The organism is Burkholderia sp. Ac-20365, from assembly GCF_017104715.1.
In the GTDB taxonomy this organism is placed as follows: domain Bacteria; phylum Pseudomonadota; class Gammaproteobacteria; order Burkholderiales; family Burkholderiaceae; genus Paraburkholderia.
The window spans coordinates 118,211-134,191 of record NZ_JAAGPI010000009.1 but is presented as its reverse complement, the minus strand read 5'-3'; the positions used below and the strand labels follow the sequence as shown (position 1 = coordinate 134,191).

Below are 15,981 nucleotides of genomic sequence, written 5' to 3'. Positions count from 1 at the left end.
CCATCGAGCCGTTTTTGTTTGCGTCGCGCATTCCTCCGAACGCGCGACGCAGCGATCAAGGTTCGAGATTCAACTCCTGAATCTTGCGCGTGATCGTATTGCGCCCGATACCGAGCCGCTCCGCCGCTTCCACCTTGCGACCGCGCGTGAAGTCGAGCGCTTCGCGAATCACAGCTGCTTCGAAGCGGCGCGACAGTTCGTCCATCACATCGGCGGCGTTCTCGCGCAGCAGCTTCGCGACTTCCGTGCGCAGCCCGCTTTCCCATGCCGCGACAGGCGACGGAATCGCCACACCGCCTGCAACGACAGGCGCGCCGATCGCGGGCGCCACGCCGTTTGCCGCGCCGCCGTTACCGACGGCGCCGTCAATCGAAGGCGTAGACGATGTCGCGAACTCCGCTCCAGCCTGCTGCGTCGATACGAGATCAGGCGGCAAGTCCTTGATCTCGATGGTCTGCGCCGGCGCCATCACCGTCAGCCAGTTCGCGAGATTCTCGAGTTGCCGCACGTTGCCCGGAAACGGCAGCGAGGTCAGATAAGCAAGCGCTTCATCCGACACACGCTTCGGCTCGACGCCAAGATCGCGTGCACTCTTCTGCAGGAAGTGACGCGTGAGCAGCGGAATGTCTTCACTGCGTTCGCGCAACGCCGGCAGGCGCAGACGGATCACATTGAGCCGGTGATACAAGTCCTCGCGGAACAGCCCTTGCCGCACACGCGATTCGAGGTTCTGGTGCGTCGCCGCGATCACACGCACATTCGCGCGCAACGGATTGTGCCCGCCGACACGATAGAACTGACCATCCGACAAGACACGCAACAGACGCGTCTGCAAGTCGAACGGCATATCGCCGATTTCATCGAGAAACAACGTGCCGTTCTCAGCCTGTTCGAAGCGACCCTGGCGCATCGCCTGCGCGCCGGTGAACGCGCCGCGCTCATGACCAAACAGTTCGGATTCCAGCAGATCTTTCGGAATCGCTGCCGTGTTCAACGCGATGAACGGACCATTCGCGCGTGGGCTATGTCGGTGCAAGGCGCGCGCGACAAGTTCCTTACCGGTGCCTGATTCGCCCGTAATGAGCACAGTCGCGGCCGAATGCGACAGACGGCCGATCGCGCGGAACATGTCCTGCATCGCGGGCGCCTGGCCGAGCATCTCGGGCGCTTCGGCCACGCGGTCGTCCCACGTATGCTCGCCGCGCACGCTTTCGTCGACGGCGCGGCGAATCAGTTCGACTGCCTTGTCGACATCGAATGGCTTCGCGAGGTATTCGAATGCACCGCCCTGAAACGCGGCCACGGCGCTATCGAGATCGGAGAACGCCGTCATGATGATGACGGGCAGGCCGGGCACACGATCGCGTACGGTCTGCAACAACTCGAGCCCTGAGCCGCCGGGCATCCTGATGTCGGAGACGAGCACCTGCGGGCTGTCGTGTTCCAGTGCGCCCGCGGCTTCGCGCACATTCGCGAAGCTGCGCGTCGCGAAGTTCTCGCGTGCGAGTGCTTTTTCGAGCACCCAACGGATCGATTGATCGTCGTCTACTATCCAGATCGGCTTCATATAGGTCCGTCAGAAGTCTTGTAATGCGTGTGGTATCAGCAATCGAGTATCAGCAATCAAGTGTCAGCAATTCAGCGGCAAAAGAATCTGAAACTCGGTATGACCCGGACGGCTCTCCACTTCGATCGTCCCTTCGTGTTGTTGCACGAAAGTCTGCGCGAGCGTCAGGCCAAGACCGCTACCGTCTTCACGGCCCGATACGAGCGGATAGAAGATGCGGTCGCGTATGTCTTCGGGAATGCCGGGTCCGTTATCGACGATATGCAAGTCCAGTGCCAGCTTGCAAAGACGTTTCGCGATCGTGATCTTTCGCGCGACGCGCGTGCGCAATTCGATGCGCGCATCGCCTTGCGAGATGCGTTCGCGCAGCGCTTCGGCGGCATTACGCACGATGTTCAGCAGCGCCTGGATCAGTTGCTCCTTGTCGCCGCGCAGGTCGGGCACGCTCACGTCGTAGTCGCGCTCGATCGTGAGGCCACGCGGAAACTCCGCGAGGATCACGGCGCGTACGCGCTCGCATACTTCGTGAATGTTCACGTCGCCGACGATATGCGGATGACGATGCGGCTCGAGCAGCCGGTCAACCAGGGTCTGCAGCCGGTCCGATTCCTTGATGACGACCTGCGTGTACTCGCGCAACTCGTCGCGTTCGCGCGCGCCGAGCTCGAACTCGAGTAATTGCGCCGCGCCGCGAATACCGCCGAGCGGGTTCTTGATCTCATGCGCGAGATTGCGGATCAACTGCTTGTTGACAGCCGTCAGGTCGTGAATGCGCTCCTCGCGATCGGATCGCAGATGCCGCTCGTTCTCAAACAGTTCGAGCAGCACGTAATCCTGCGCGCTCTCCAGATAGCCGACGATCGCATGCACGTGCAGCGGCTCATGGCCGGCGCGCTCGAGCACGGCATCGAGATGGGTCGCGTGAAAACGGTGGGCGGCGATGGCGGCGATGGTCGCCGTCAGTTCTTCGCCGTTGGTGAAGATGTCGGGCCACGCCATTTGCGTGAGCTGGCGGCGCGACATTTCGAGCATCGACTCGGCCGACGGATTCGCGAACGCGACACGCAGCGTTCGCTTGTCGAGCACGAGCACGACGGTGGGCAGCGCCTCAAAGCCCGGCAGCAAACCGGAATCGACGAGTTGCGCATCGTCCGACAATGCGTCGGTGTGCCCTTTTCTTGCCTTGATCAGGTTCTTCAATACCATCTTGCAGTCGGGTCTCGATAGCCTTGCATGGGACGGGTGTCGGCGCCAATGCGCCTGCGCCAGTCGACAGGAGATGGTGAGGCACGCGTGATTGCGTGCGGTTCAATCCAGCAACGACATGCTGCAACATCGTTTCTGCAACAAAAACTTCACAGCGCCCGATCCAACGAAAAAGGGACGGCGCCGCCGTCCCTTTGTGGCCGATCGCAGCGTCGGGGCGGACGCTTCGCTCACTTGCCGCGAACGAAGCGCTGCGCCACGTCCAGCGATTACAGCGAGTAGTACAGTTCGAATTCGACCGGGTGCGTGGTCATACGCACGCGTTGCAGCTCGCTTTCCTTCAGTTCGAGGTAAGCGTCGATCATGCCGTCGGTGAACACGCCACCGCGCGTCAGGAACTCGCGATCTGCGTCGAGTGCTTCCAGCGCCTGGTCGAGGCCGGCACACACGGTCGGGATCTTTGCATCCTCTTCCGGCGGCAGGTCGTACAGGTTCTTGTCAGCCGCTTCGCCCGGATGGATCTTGTTCTGCACGCCGTCCAGACCTGCCATCATCAGTGCCGAGAAGCACAGGTACGGGTTCGCGAGCGGATCCGGGAAGCGCGTTTCGATACGGCGGCCCTTCGGATTCGGAACGTGCGGAATACGGATCGATGCCGAACGGTTACGTGCCGAGTAAGCCAGCTTCACAGGCGCTTCGAAGTGCGGCACGAGACGCTTGTACGAGTTCGTACCCGGGTTCGTGATCGCGTTCAGCGCGCGAGCGTGCTTGATGATGCCGCCGATGTAGAACAGCGCGAATTCCGACAGGCCAGCGTAGCCGTTGCCCGCGAACATGTTCTGGCCGTCCTTCCAGATCGACTGGTGAACGTGCATGCCCGAACCGTTGTCGCCGACGATAGGCTTCGGCATGAACGTTGCCGTCTTGCCGTACGTGTGCGCGACGTTGTGCACGATGTACTTCAGCTGTTGCGTCCAGTCAGCGCGCTGAACCAGCGTCGAGAACTTCGTGCCGATTTCGTTCTGGCCTTGACCAGCGACTTCGTGGTGGTGCACTTCGACGGGGATGCCGATCTGTTCGAGCAGCAGACACATTTCCGAGCGGATGTCCTGGAACGTGTCGACGGGAGCGACCGGGAAGTAGCCGCCCTTCGTGCCCGGACGGTGACCCGTGTTGCCGCCTTCGAATTCCTTGCCCGACGACCACGGTGCTTCTTCCGAGCCGATCTTGACGAAGCAGCCCGACTGGTCCGTGTTCCACTGGACCGAGTCGAAAATGAAGAATTCGGGTTCCGGACCGAAGAAGGCCGTGTCGCCCAGGCCCGTGCTCTTCAGGTACGCTTCAGCGCGCTTTGCCAGCGAGCGCGGGTCGCGCTCGTAGCCCTTGCCGTCAGCCGGTTCGACGACGTCGCAGGTCAGCACGAGCGTGGATTCTTCGTAGAACGGGTCGATGAACGCAGTGTTCGAGTCCGGCACGAGCAGCATGTCCGAGGCTTCGATGCCCTTCCAGCCAGCAATCGAAGAACCGTCAAACGCATGGCCGCTTTCAAACTTGTCTTCGTCGAATGCCGACACCGGCACCGAAACGTGTTGCTCCTTGCCGCGCGTGTCGGTGAAACGGAAGTCGACAAACTTGACGTCCTCGTCCTTGACGAGCTGCATGACGTCGGCCACGGATTTACTCATAACCTATCTCCTGATTAACGAATTCGGCGGGTTGAGCCGCCGCCCAATCTAGCTGACCAGCCTCGATGCGTCCACCCCTCGCGTCATGAGAGACGGGGAAATGTGATGCTGGCATCGGGCCAGGTCGATCGGCACCAATAAAGCAGCTTCCGTGCCATGTTTGCGTTCCGCGTGCGCCATACCGTTGCAGCCCCAATGGCAACGCGCTTTCGCAGGGAACGCGCACACACCGTTTACGGGAATCATACGAGGCGCCCCGGCACGATTGCACCATGAACGTGCATTGGAAAAATCTGCGACCGCTTAATATTCCACATTGGTGCATTGAGTTTATTTTGCACCGATATAGTGCTATTCGGTTTGTCTCCGAAAACAGCGCCGCCGCGCTCAGCCCGGCACGCGACAATCCGACAGCTTGCTAGAATGTTTTTTTGGCCCCAAGGAGATTTGCTGTCATGAGTACGCTCGAACAGTTGTACAGCCAGGCTGAAAAGCGCCGTGTCGACAACCAGCTCCCATACGCGGGCGCCGTCACGCCTGCCGAGGCATTCGAGCTTCTGCAACTCGACCCGCGCACCCGTCTCGTCGATGTGCGCACGCGCGCCGAGCTCGATTGGGTCGGTCGCCCGGTCGTCGGCGACGGCCAATACGCGCACGTCGAATGGACGCGCTATCCGGGTGGCGTGCCGAATGCCGAATTCATCGATCAGCTCCGCCAGGTCGCGACACCCGACACGCCCGTGCTGCTGTTGTGCCGCAGCGCCGCGCGCTCGAAGCTCGCCGCGATCGCCGCGACACAAGCGGGCTTCACGAAGGCGCTGGATCTGCTGGAAGGCTTCGAAGGCGACAAGGATGGCCAGGGGCATCGGAAGACGGTGTCGGGCTGGTGTTTCCGCGGACTGCCGTGGATCGGTGCGTGACGAATCTCACGCATAGTTAAGAAGCGCATTGCGCTTCTCAGACAGGCGGCGCACGGTGAACACCGTACGCCGCTTTGTTTTGGCATCGTCCGCTTGCCAGATGACGCGCGGATGATGGTCGTAGAGAACGGAACGCGTTGCACGTTCCGTTTTTCATCTCCAGTGCTCAGCCGTGCGGCTTCGCCTGCGCCGCCAACACTTCAGGCTCGACGATATCGCCGCCGAGCAGATGCACGCCTTCGCGCAGCTTCACGAACGCGGCCGCGACGGCCTCCGGTTCGCCCTTCACACCGAGATCGATATGCCGGCGCGCATAGATGCCGCCGCGCTCCGCATCGCCGACGCTCGGCAGGCTGAACACGCGCACGCCCGGAAAGTCATGCTCGATCTTTTCCATCAGCGGCGTCAGCGTCGATTCAGGCAACTCGAAGACGAGCAGCGACTTTTCCGCATGCGGCGTCGAATGATGCAGATGCTGGTACTTCGTATCCAGCACCCACTCGATCATCGGCCAGGCCATCACCGGGAAACCCGGCACGAAGTGATGATCGCCAACGGAGAAACCAGGAATCTTGTTGTACCCGTTCGGAATGATCGACGCGCCGCGCGGATACGTGCCCATGTTCAGGCGATGCAGATTGTCGGGCGAGTTGAAATCGACGGGCGTCGGTGAATTGGCCGGGTGCGTGTCGCGGATACGCTCCTGGATCAGCGCCTTCGCTTCGGGATGCAGTTCGAGCGGCACGGCGAGCGCGGCGGCCGCGCACTGGCGCGTGTGATCGTCCGGTGTCGCGCCGATGCCGCCCGTCGAGAACACGATATCGCCCGATGCGAACGTGCGGCGCAAGGTCGCCGTGATGCGCTCGGGATCGTCGCCGATGTATTCCGCCCACGACAGCGACAGGCCGCGCGCGCTCAGCAGCTGGATGACTTTCGGCAGATGCTTGTCGACACGTCTGCCCGACAGGATTTCATCGCCGATGATGATGACGCCAAATGCCATTGAAGCCTCTTGTCTCTTGTCAGTAGGAAACGGGCGCGGTGCCGCGCGCGCCGTGGGGACCGTGATGACCGTTGCCGCCGTGCTCGCCGGCGCGCATGCGCTGCAGCGCGCGCAGGCAGTAATAGCCGAACCAAAGCGCCGTGAACACGAGGATAAAAGCATAGATCCAGATGGTCACCGCAGTCATCACAGGGAACAGCACGATCAGCCAGACGGACGACGCCCAGATCAGCGTAGGCAGCGAACCGAGCAGACCGCTCGCCACGCCGATCAGCAACAACGGCAGACGGTGCTGGCGCACGAGCGCGCGCCGCTCTTCCGCTGTGGCGTGCAGCGACAGCGCGTCGTAAGTCATCACGCGATAGGTGAGCCAGCCCCACAGCAGCGGCGGAATCAGCGCGAAGAACGGTGGGATCAGCCACAGCGGCAGCGTGATCACGAGCACCAGCAGGCACACGAGCGTGGTCCACACCGAATGCACGAGACTGCCCGCGAACGTGCCGCCGCGGCGCATCTCCAGGCCGGCGAACTGCCGCTTCGACAGATGCTTGATGACGGCGGGCATCGACAGCGTGGCGATCAGCAGCAGCACCGTGACGACGATCAGCGGAATCGCGACGGCAATCACGATGAAAGGCGCCACGGCCGCATGCAGCGACGAAAAGCCGAGCCAGTCGAACAGACCGTAGAGCGTCGTCGTCAGCGGCCAGCTTTCGAGCCAGCCGCGCGTCGCGCCGATCAGCGTCTGCCAGGAATACCACAGCACCACGCCCCAGACGATCGCGGACGCCGCGAACGGCATGAAAGTGAGCCACAGCATGCGGGGATGCAGCACGGAAGAAAGCGCGCGCCCGAACGAGCGCAAGAGGTCATTCATGCGTAGTCGATGACGTGATGAAGAAGCGGGGAAAGGAAAGCAACGTGGACAGGATAAACCACGTCGGCGGTCAGCGTCGAAAGTGGGAATCGACGCTGGAATGCGCCAGCGCGGGCGTTGATGGTTTGCCCGCGCGGAGAGGGATCGTCAGGAAAGCATGGCGGCGGAACGATGCGCCGAAACGCGGACGGCAACGCGCTTACGCTGCGCCCCGCTGCTTCTTGCCGGTGACGCGCTGCCCGATGCGCACGAACGCAAGCCAATGCTGCGCCCAGAAGCCTTCGCCGTAATGACGGCCGCTCAGCTGGTCGCGGATACCCGTCGGCTCCATTTCGCGGCTCCACGACGCGCTGCCGAACAGCATGTCCCACCACGGAAACAGCACGCCGAAATTGCAGCCGTACTTGAGGCCTTCGTGGCCGTAACCGATCGCATGATGCCGGCGATGGAACGTCGGGCTGACCAGCAGCCGCTCGCCGAGCCAGCCGAAATACAGACGGATATTTGCGTGCTGCACGCTCTGCGCGAGATTCGTGATCGCGACGAGCACGACGAACTGCGACGGCGGCACGCCGATGAACAGCGCAATCACGGCGAAGAAACACGCCTGCAACAGATCGTCGAGCAAATGGTTGCGGTCATCGGTCCACAGCGACATCTGCTGCTGGCTGTGATGCACGGCATGCAGTTCCCACCACACGCCGATCTTGTGCTCGCCGCGGTGATACCAGTAGCCCGCGAAATCGAGCACCAGCAGATACATGATGAACGTGACGAACGGCTGCGTCGTCACGCCCGGCCACAGATTGTCGAGTTCGATGTTGGCGATGCCCTGCAGACGCAGCCAGCCCTGCACCGAATCGAAAAACGGCTGCAGCGCGAAGAAGAAAAACAGATTGAGAATGCCGAGCTTCGCGATCCACGTGTACAGCACGTCGACGCGCACGGCCTTGCGGTCCTTCCACTGCTCGACGGGACGCAATGCTTCGAGCGGGCGCAGCAGCGCGTACATCGCGAGCACTTCCAGCACGCCGACTATCACCCAGTACAGGCTGTCGTAGGTGTCTTCGTCGTAGTCCATCAGGTTGAAATGGAACAGCAGCGGCTGCACGACATCGACGTACAGTAGCGTCTGGATCGACGAGATGAAGCTATCGAGGCTGGAGGCGATCAGGTGGAACATGGTGCTCTTTATGCGTCGCGGTTCTGCTTCACTGCGCGGGTTTCCCGTGCTGCAACTTCATTGCGGCGCGCCGGCATGGCGCGCCGCTGGATTGTTACGCCCCGTTCGGCGCAGTGACCGGCGCGCGGTTGAAGAAATAGATACCGTGCGGCGAGCGGCCGACTGCGATGGTCTGAATCAGCTTGTGCGTGCTGAGATCGATCACGCCGACGTGCTTCGCGAAACGGAACGTTACCCACAGATAGCGTTTGTCAGCAGAAAGTTCCATATCGTCCGGCCCTGGCATCAATCCCGTGATGTCGCCGACGTTGGTGAGCGTGTCTTCATCGATGATGCTGATGGTGCTGGCCACGCGGTTCGACACAACCACATGCTTGCCGTCCGCGAGCGAGCGGAAGTTGTGCGCGCCCTTGCCCGTCGTGATCGTCTTGACGATCTTCTGGTTGTGCCAGTCGACCACCGCAACGTAATCCGCGCCCGTCATGCCGACGAGCAGGTATTTTTCGCCCGGCGTCATCCACAGGCCGGCCGGCACCTTGCCGACCTTCATCTTCCACTTGACCGTCTGCGTGGCGAGATCGACGGCGGCAAGTTCACCCGACACCTGAAGCGTGACGAACACCGTCTTGCTGTCGGCGGTAAACGCCATGTGGCTCGGCATCACCGCGAGCGGCAGACGGCTCGCTAGCACCATGTTGTGACCGTCGTAGTGATAGATATCGAGGCGGTCGAGACGCAGGCCCGTCGTGACGAGCCATTTGCGGTCCGGCGAAAAGCCGATCTGATACGGATCTTCGATATTTTCGATCCAGCGCTGCGGCTTGCCCGTTTTCGGGTCGACGAACATCAGGTTGTTCGACACCGAATTCGCGACGATCAGCGACGAGTTGTCCGGCGTCGGCATCAGGTGATGCGGCTCCTTGCCGGTCGGCACCGTGTCGATCACCTGGCGCGTCGTCTCGTCGATCAGGCTCAGCGTGGCTTCGCCGGAATTGAGCACGATCACGTTATTGGCGTGGGCGACGGGAGAGAAAAAGCAGGTTGCCGCGACGAGCGCAGCGCCGGCTGCAAACGTGCTGGACAAGCCGGAGAGGGAAAATTTGCGCATGAAGACTCACATCAGGGGGTAACCGCCATTGTAGAACGTTTGCGTGACGCAACGGTTGACCTTGATCGAGAGAAATCAGGGGCTTGCGGCGCCCTGCCGCAGCGGCTTGCCAGCCGGGCACGCGAACAGCCGCACGGTTTTCGGGCATCGCTCGTTCATCCGCCGGATCCGCTGAAAATCACAGGGCGTGATTTCCTTCGAGACGAACCGGGCGCGCCGCAATGAACATGAGCGCGCCCGCGTCGATCAACGCTGCATCGACTCCCACACCTTGTAGAGCCGCTTGACGGAAACAGGCATCGGCGTACGCAACTCCTGCGCGAACAGCGACACGCGCAATTCCTCCAGCAGCCAGCGGAACTCGGCGAGGCGCGCATCCGGCACGCCGCCGCGCTGCGCGAGCGCGCGCTGGTAGTGCTGCGCGAGCGGCGCAAGCTCGGCGAACTGGCGCGCGTCGCGTGTCGGGTCCGCTTTCAGCTTGTCGATACGCAGCGCAATGCCCTTCAGGTAGCGCGGAAAGTGCGTCAACTGCGCATACGGCGTCTCGACGACGAAACGCTTGCCGATCAGCGCATCCAGCTGGTTCTGCATGTCGGCGTACGCCGCGGCGAACGGCTTGGCCTGCGCGAGCTTCTTGACGACGGCCGCATACTCGCCGAGCACCTGTCCCACCAGCCGGGCAATTTCCTGCGCGAGCAGCGTCAGCCGGCTGCGGCCTTCGTCCTTGCGCGCGTGAAAGCTGGCGTCGTCGGTGGGCAGCGGGTCTTGCAGGCACGCGCGGTCGAGCGCGGTGTCGATCAGCTGGTCGCGCAACTCTTCCTGTGTGCCGCGCGGCATGAACTGCATCGCCATTTCGCGCAGGCCCGGCAGATTCTTTTCAAGGTACTTGATCGGCTCGCGCAGCTGCAGCGCGAACAGCCGCCGCAAGCCCGCGCGATGGATGCGCGCCGCTTCGTCCGGCGAATCGAATACTTCGACGTCGCAATGCGTGCCGCGATCGACGAGCGCCGGATAGCCGAACAGCGTCTGCCCACCGCGCCGGATTTCGAGCAACTCGGGCAGCTTGCCGAAATTCCACGTCGTCAGGTTTTCGTAGAGCGCGGTGGCGGGTGCCGCCGACGCTTCGGACGCACCCGGCGTGTGCGGCGCGGCTGAAGCGCCACGCGCGCCGCCGCCGGTATTCGCGCCACGCGCCGCAGAGGCCGCCGCCGCATCCCCGCCGCCCGCATTGGCAAGCGCAACACCCGCTGCGCCCGTGGCGATTTTCTGGAACTGCTGCTGCGCCTGACCGCCGAGTTCCGCGCGCAGTTGCGCGAGATTGCGACCCATCGCGAGCTGCCGGCCATGCTCGTCGATCACCTTGAAGTTCATGAACAGGTGCGGCGCGAGCGTTTCGAGCTTGTAGTCCGACTGCTTCGTCGCGACCTGCGTCTGCTCGCGGACATCGGCGATCACGGTTTCCAGCAAACCGCCCGCGCCGAATTTCGCGCCGCTATGGCGATCGACGAAACCCGCCGCGTACTCCGGCAACGGCACGACATGGCGCCGCAGTTTCTGCGGCAGCGACTTCAGCAGCAGTTGCGTCTTCTCCTTCAGCATGCCGGGCACTAGCCACTCGATACGCCGTGCATCCACCTGATTCAGCGCATACAGCGGCACGGCGAGCGTCACGCCGTCACGCGGCGAGCCGGGCTCGAAGTGATAGCTGAGCGTCATGTCGACGCCCGCCATCGTCATCCGCTTCGGGAACAGATCGGTCGTGACGCCGGCCGCTTCGTGGCGCATCAGATCGTCGCGCGACAGATACAGCAGGCGCAGCTTGTCTTCCTGCTGAGCGCTCTTCTTCACTTCATCGCGATACCAGCGCTCGAACGCAGCGCCCGTATGGATGCCGTTCGGAATCGCCTGATCGTAGAACGCGAAGATCAGTTCGTCGTCGACCAGCACGTCCTGGCGGCGGGACTTGTGTTCCAGTTGCTCGATATCGGCGAGCAGCTTGCGGTTGTGCGCGAAGAACGCGAGCTTCGTGTCGAATTCGCCTTCCACCAGCGCGCCGCGGATGAACAGTTCCCGCGCGCGCGCCGGATCCTGCTGGCCGAAGCTCACACGCCGCCGGTGATAGACAGGCAAGCCGTACAGCATCGCGCGCTCGAAGGCCGTCACCTGCGCCGAGCGCTTTTCCCAGTGCGGCTCGGAGAGCGACTTCTTCAACAGATGCGCGCCGACGCGCTCGACCCATTCCGGCTCGATCTTCGCGATGCAGCGCGCGTACAGCCGGCTCGTCTCGACGAGTTCGGCCGCCATCACCCATTTGCCCGCTTTCTTCACGAGCGCCGAGCCAGGCCACAGATAGAACTTGATACTGCGCGCGCCGAGATAGTACGGCTCGTCGTCGGCTTTCAGGCCGATGTTGCCGAGCAGGCCCGTCAGCAGCGCGAGATGGATTTGTTCGAAGGTCGCTTCGCTTTCGTTGATGCGCCAGTTGTGCTCGCGCACGACAGTCAGCAGTTGCGAATGCACGTCGCGCCATTCGCGCAGACGCAGATGCGACAGGAAGTTCTGCTTGCACGCGTCCGTCAGCTGCCTGTTCGACTTCTTGTGCGCGACAGCTTCTTCGAACCACGCCCAGATCTTCAGCCATTGCAGGAATTCGGAGCGCTCGTCGGCGAACTTGCGGTGCGCCTGGTCGGCCTGCTCCTGCGCATCGATCGGACGGTCGCGCGGATCCTGCACCGACAGCGCGCTCGCGATGATCAGCACTTCGCGCAGCGACTGCTGGTCGCGCGCGCCGAGAATCATCCGGCCGACACGCGGATCGAGCGGCAGACGCGCGAGTTCGCGGCCGAGCGGCGTCAGCGCGTTGTCGTCGTCGACGGCGCCGAGTTCGTTCAGCAGCTGATAGCCGTCGGCGATCGCGCGGCCCGGCGGCGGCTCGATGAACGGAAAAGTTTCGATCGCCGTCAGATGCAGCGACTTCATCCGCAAAATCACGGACGCGAGCGACGAGCGCAGAATTTCCGGATCGGTAAAGCGCACCCGCGCCTGGAAATCACTCTCTTCGTAAAGACGGATACAGATGCCATCGGCGACCCGGCCGCAGCGCCCTGCCCGCTGGTTCGCCGCCGCCTGCGAAATCGACTCGACCTGCAGCTGCTCGACCTTGTTGCGGTACGAGTAGCGCTTCACGCGCGCGAGGCCCGTGTCGATCACATAGCGAATGCCCGGCACCGTCAGCGACGTTTCCGCGACATTGGTCGCGAGCACGATGCGCCGCGCGTTCGATGGCCGGAATACGCGCTCCTGCTCGGCCGCCGACAGCCGCGCGAACAGCGGCAAAATTTCCGTATGCGGCGGATGGTGCTTGCGCAGCGCTTCCGCCGCGTCGCGAATTTCACGCTCGCCGGGCAGAAACACGAGCACGTCGCCGGGGCCTTCGCGACACAGTTCGTCGGCCGCTTCGACGATCGCGTCCATCAGATCGCGGTCGGTTTCACGCTGGCTCTTCGGGCGCTCGCGTCCTGTGTTGCCTTCCGCCGATTTCACCGCGGGCGAATCTTCCGCCACTGGACGGTATCGCACCTCGACGGGATACAGACGCCCGCTCACCTCGATCACGGGCGCGGGCTTCTCTTCCGAGCCGAAATGACGCGCGAAACGATCGGCATCGATCGTCGCCGACGTCACGATCAGCTTCAGATCAGGACGCTTCGGCAGAATCTCTTTCAGATAGCCGAGCAGAAAATCGATGTTCAGGCTGCGCTCATGCGCTTCGTCGATGATCAGCGTGTCGTAGGCCTTCAGCAGCGGGTCGGTCTGCGTTTCCGCGAGCAGAATGCCGTCCGTCATCAGCTTGACGGACGCGCCCGGCGCGAGGTTGTCGGTGAAACGCACCTTGTAGCCGACCACTTCGCCGAACGGCGTGCCGAGTTCTTCGGCAATGCGCCGCCCTGTCGCCGATGCCGCGATCCGGCGCGGCTGCGTATGGCCGATCAGCCCGCTGCCGCCCGCGCCGAGTCCGCGCCCGAGCGCGAGACAGATTTTCGGCAGCTGCGTCGTCTTGCCCGAACCCGTTTCACCGCTGACGATCACGACCTGATGGCCCGCAATCGCACGCGCTATTTCCTCGCGGCGGCCGGAAACGGGCAGCGCTTCGGGGAACGCGATGGGCGGAACGGGGTTCGGCTCGACGGGTTTCCGGGATTCGCGCGCGGGCTTATGCGTCTCGCGGGGCTCACGCGGCGCGTTGCGCTGCGTGTCGCCGCCCGGCTGGTTGCCGGCCGGCGGCTTGCCTTGCGGACTGCGTTGCGGGTTCCCGTGAGCACGCGACTGTTGTTGCCGGCCGGCGTCGCCCGCCTGGTTTGGACCACGCTTGCCCTGCTGCGGGTCACGCTGACGGTCAGGCGCGCCCTTCCGCGGCTCGCGCGGCCCGCTTTTCGCACCGCCCGCGCCTTCGTTTTTCCTCGCGCCGTCGTGCGCCGCAGCGCCCGGGCGCGGCTCATTCGCAACATTCACGGAAACGTCACGACGCACTGCGTCGCCGCGCGCATCGGGTGATGCGTCCCGAGGGCCGCGCCGCGCGGGCGCGGCAGCATCTTTCGCGCTCGCGTCAGGCGCGTTTTTCGTATCGGCTCCCTTGGAGCTTTTGGGTACATTCGACATGGGGGCGCATTATAATCCGGGGCATGAATTCCCAAACCGACCTCGTCCCCACGCCCGCCCCTTCCCCGGCATCGTCCGGCGACGCGGAAACCCTGTTGCAGCACGCGCAATTCGTCGACTGGATGCGATCGGTCGCGCCGTATATCCACGCGTTCCGAAACAAGACGTTCGTCGTCGGCTTCGGCGGCGAGGTCGTGCATCAGGGGCTGCTCAACGCGCTCGTGTCCGATATCGCGCTGTTGCAGGCGATGGGTATCCAGATCGTGCTCGTGCATGGCTCGCGTCCGCAAGTGGAAGAGCAGATGAGCCTGCACGGCGTCGAGTCCGAGTTTTCGCACGGTATGCGCATCACCAATGCGCGCGCGCTCGAATCCGCGAAAGAAGCGGCCGGCGAAGTGCGTCTGGACATCGAGGCCGCGATCAGCCAGGGCTTGCCGAACACGCCGATGGCGCACGCGCACATCAGCGTGGTGTCGGGCAACTTCGTGACGGCGCGGCCCGTCGGCATTCTCGACGGGGTCGATTTCCAGCACACGGGCGTGGTGCGCAAGATCGATGCCGAGTCGATCCGCCAGTCGCTCGCAAGCGGCAAGATCGTGCTGCTGTCGCCGCTCGGCTTCTCGCCGACGGGCGAAGCATTCAATCTGTCGATGGAAGACGTCGCATCGGCGGCCTCGATCGCGCTGCGCGCCGACAAGATCGTGTTTCTCACCGAAACCGACGGCCTGCTCGATGAAGAAGGCGCGCTGATCCGCGAACTGTCGCTGGACGACGCGTACCGCCTGCACGAAAGCGGCGCAGTGACGGGCGACGCCGGTTTCTATCTGAAGCACTCCATACGCGGCTGCCGCGGCGGTGTCACCCGCGCGCACATCATTCCGTACGCGCTCGACGGAAGCCTGCTGCTGGAACTGTTCCTGCACGATGGCGTGGGCACCATGATCTCGTACGAGAATCTGGAAAGCCTGCGCGAAGCGACGCCGGACGACGTCGGCGGCATTCTCACGCTGATCGAGCCGCTTGAGTCCGACGGCACGCTGGTGCGGCGCGGGCGTCACCAGATCGAACGCGACATCGACCATTTCTCGGTGATCGAGCACGATGGCGTGCTGTTCGGCTGCGCGGCACTGTATCCGTATCCGGCGGAGCGCATCGGCGAGATGGCGTGCCTGACGGTATCGCCGGAAGCACAAGGCTCGGGCGACGGCGAGCGGCTGCTCAAGCGCGTCGAACAACGCGCGCGGGCACGCGGCCTGACACGCATCTTCGTGCTGACCACGCGCACGGAGCACTGGTTCCTCAAGCGCGGCTTCGTCAAGGTGACGGTCGACGACCTGCCTGAAGACCGCCGCCGCCTCTATAACTGGCAGCGCAAGTCGCTCGTGCTGATGAAACAGCTCTGAGCGCGCACAATAGCGCCACGCCACACCCCACCGATTACAGGAGAAGCACAGCATGACTCGCATGGTTCAATGCACGAAGCTCGGCAAGGAAGCCGAAGGTCTCGATTTCCCGCCGCTGCCGGGCGAACTCGGCAAACGGATCTACGAGAGCATTTCGAAGGAAGCGTGGCAGCAATGGCTCAAGCAGCAGACCATGCTGATCAACGAAAACCGCCTGAACATGGCCGATCCGCGCGCGCGTCAGTATCTGATGAAGCAGACGGAGAAATTCTTCTTCGGCGAAGGCGCCGATCAGGCTCAGGGCTACGTGCCGCCCGCAGAAGGCTGAGTATTCGCTCCAAAGCCTGCAGCAGGCCACAAAAAATCCGCG

Annotated in this window: 11 protein-coding genes; 3 read left to right on the top strand and 8 right to left on the bottom strand. The window is 63.2% G+C overall.

Annotation, left to right across the window (positions count from 1 at the left end):
• Window positions 1-55 precede the first annotated feature (55 nt).
• The 3 genes from ntrC to glnA form a co-directional block, all read right to left on the bottom strand.
• On the bottom strand, window positions 56-1,567 hold the full coding sequence (gene ntrC / locus G3O01_RS18195) for a nitrogen regulation protein NR(I) (protein ID WP_205806530.1): 1,512 nt from the start codon (window positions 1,565-1,567) through the stop codon (window positions 56-58).
• 63 nt (window positions 1,568-1,630) lie between these two features.
• Window positions 1,631-2,773 carry a nitrogen regulation protein NR(II) gene (gene glnL, locus G3O01_RS18190; RefSeq protein WP_205806529.1) on the bottom strand — a complete coding sequence of 381 codons (1,143 nt, stop codon included), beginning with the start codon at window positions 2,771-2,773 and terminating at the stop codon, window positions 1,631-1,633.
• Between the two features lie 269 nt (window positions 2,774-3,042).
• A complete protein-coding gene (gene glnA, locus G3O01_RS18185) occupies window positions 3,043-4,458 on the bottom strand; it encodes a type I glutamate--ammonia ligase (RefSeq protein ID WP_028365844.1) in 1,416 nt (471 codons plus the stop codon).
• 455 nt (window positions 4,459-4,913) lie between these two features.
• Here glnA and G3O01_RS18180 point away from each other — a divergent pair, with 455 nt between their 5' ends.
• Window positions 4,914-5,378, top strand: coding sequence for a rhodanese-like domain-containing protein (locus G3O01_RS18180; protein WP_035990574.1), 465 nt, complete (start codon window positions 4,914-4,916; stop codon window positions 5,376-5,378).
• 166 nt (window positions 5,379-5,544) lie between these two features.
• Here the strand turns inward: G3O01_RS18180 and G3O01_RS18175 are convergent, their stop codons facing one another.
• The 5 genes from G3O01_RS18175 to hrpA form a co-directional block, all read right to left on the bottom strand.
• The gene (locus G3O01_RS18175; protein ID WP_205806528.1) at window positions 5,545-6,381 is read right to left on the bottom strand and encodes a molybdopterin-binding protein; all 837 of its coding nucleotides are present in this window, start codon (window positions 6,379-6,381) and stop codon (window positions 5,545-5,547) included.
• A 19-nt stretch (window positions 6,382-6,400) separates the two neighbouring features.
• On the bottom strand, window positions 6,401-7,258 hold the full coding sequence (locus G3O01_RS18170) for an EI24 domain-containing protein (protein ID WP_205806527.1): 858 nt from the start codon (window positions 7,256-7,258) through the stop codon (window positions 6,401-6,403).
• A 199-nt stretch (window positions 7,259-7,457) separates the two neighbouring features.
• On the bottom strand, window positions 7,458-8,441 hold the full coding sequence (locus G3O01_RS18165) for a sterol desaturase family protein (protein WP_205806526.1): 984 nt from the start codon (window positions 8,439-8,441) through the stop codon (window positions 7,458-7,460).
• Window positions 8,442-8,535: 94 nt separating this feature from the next.
• Window positions 8,536-9,549 (bottom strand): beta-propeller fold lactonase family protein, encoded by a 1,014-nt coding sequence (locus G3O01_RS18160; protein ID WP_205806525.1) that lies wholly within the window; start codon window positions 9,547-9,549, stop codon window positions 8,536-8,538.
• 246 nt (window positions 9,550-9,795) lie between these two features.
• The gene (hrpA, locus tag G3O01_RS18155) at window positions 9,796-14,208 is read right to left on the bottom strand and encodes an ATP-dependent RNA helicase HrpA (RefSeq protein WP_205806524.1); all 4,413 of its coding nucleotides are present in this window, start codon (window positions 14,206-14,208) and stop codon (window positions 9,796-9,798) included.
• A 23-nt stretch (window positions 14,209-14,231) separates the two neighbouring features.
• Between hrpA and argA the strand changes: the two genes are divergently transcribed.
• Window positions 14,232-15,611 carry an amino-acid N-acetyltransferase gene (argA, locus tag G3O01_RS18150; RefSeq protein WP_205806523.1) on the top strand — a complete coding sequence of 460 codons (1,380 nt, stop codon included), beginning with the start codon at window positions 14,232-14,234 and terminating at the stop codon, window positions 15,609-15,611.
• Between the two features lie 52 nt (window positions 15,612-15,663).
• Window positions 15,664-15,939 (top strand): oxidative damage protection protein, encoded by a 276-nt coding sequence (locus tag G3O01_RS18145; RefSeq protein ID WP_205806522.1) that lies wholly within the window; start codon window positions 15,664-15,666, stop codon window positions 15,937-15,939.
• Window positions 15,940-15,981 lie beyond the last annotated feature (42 nt).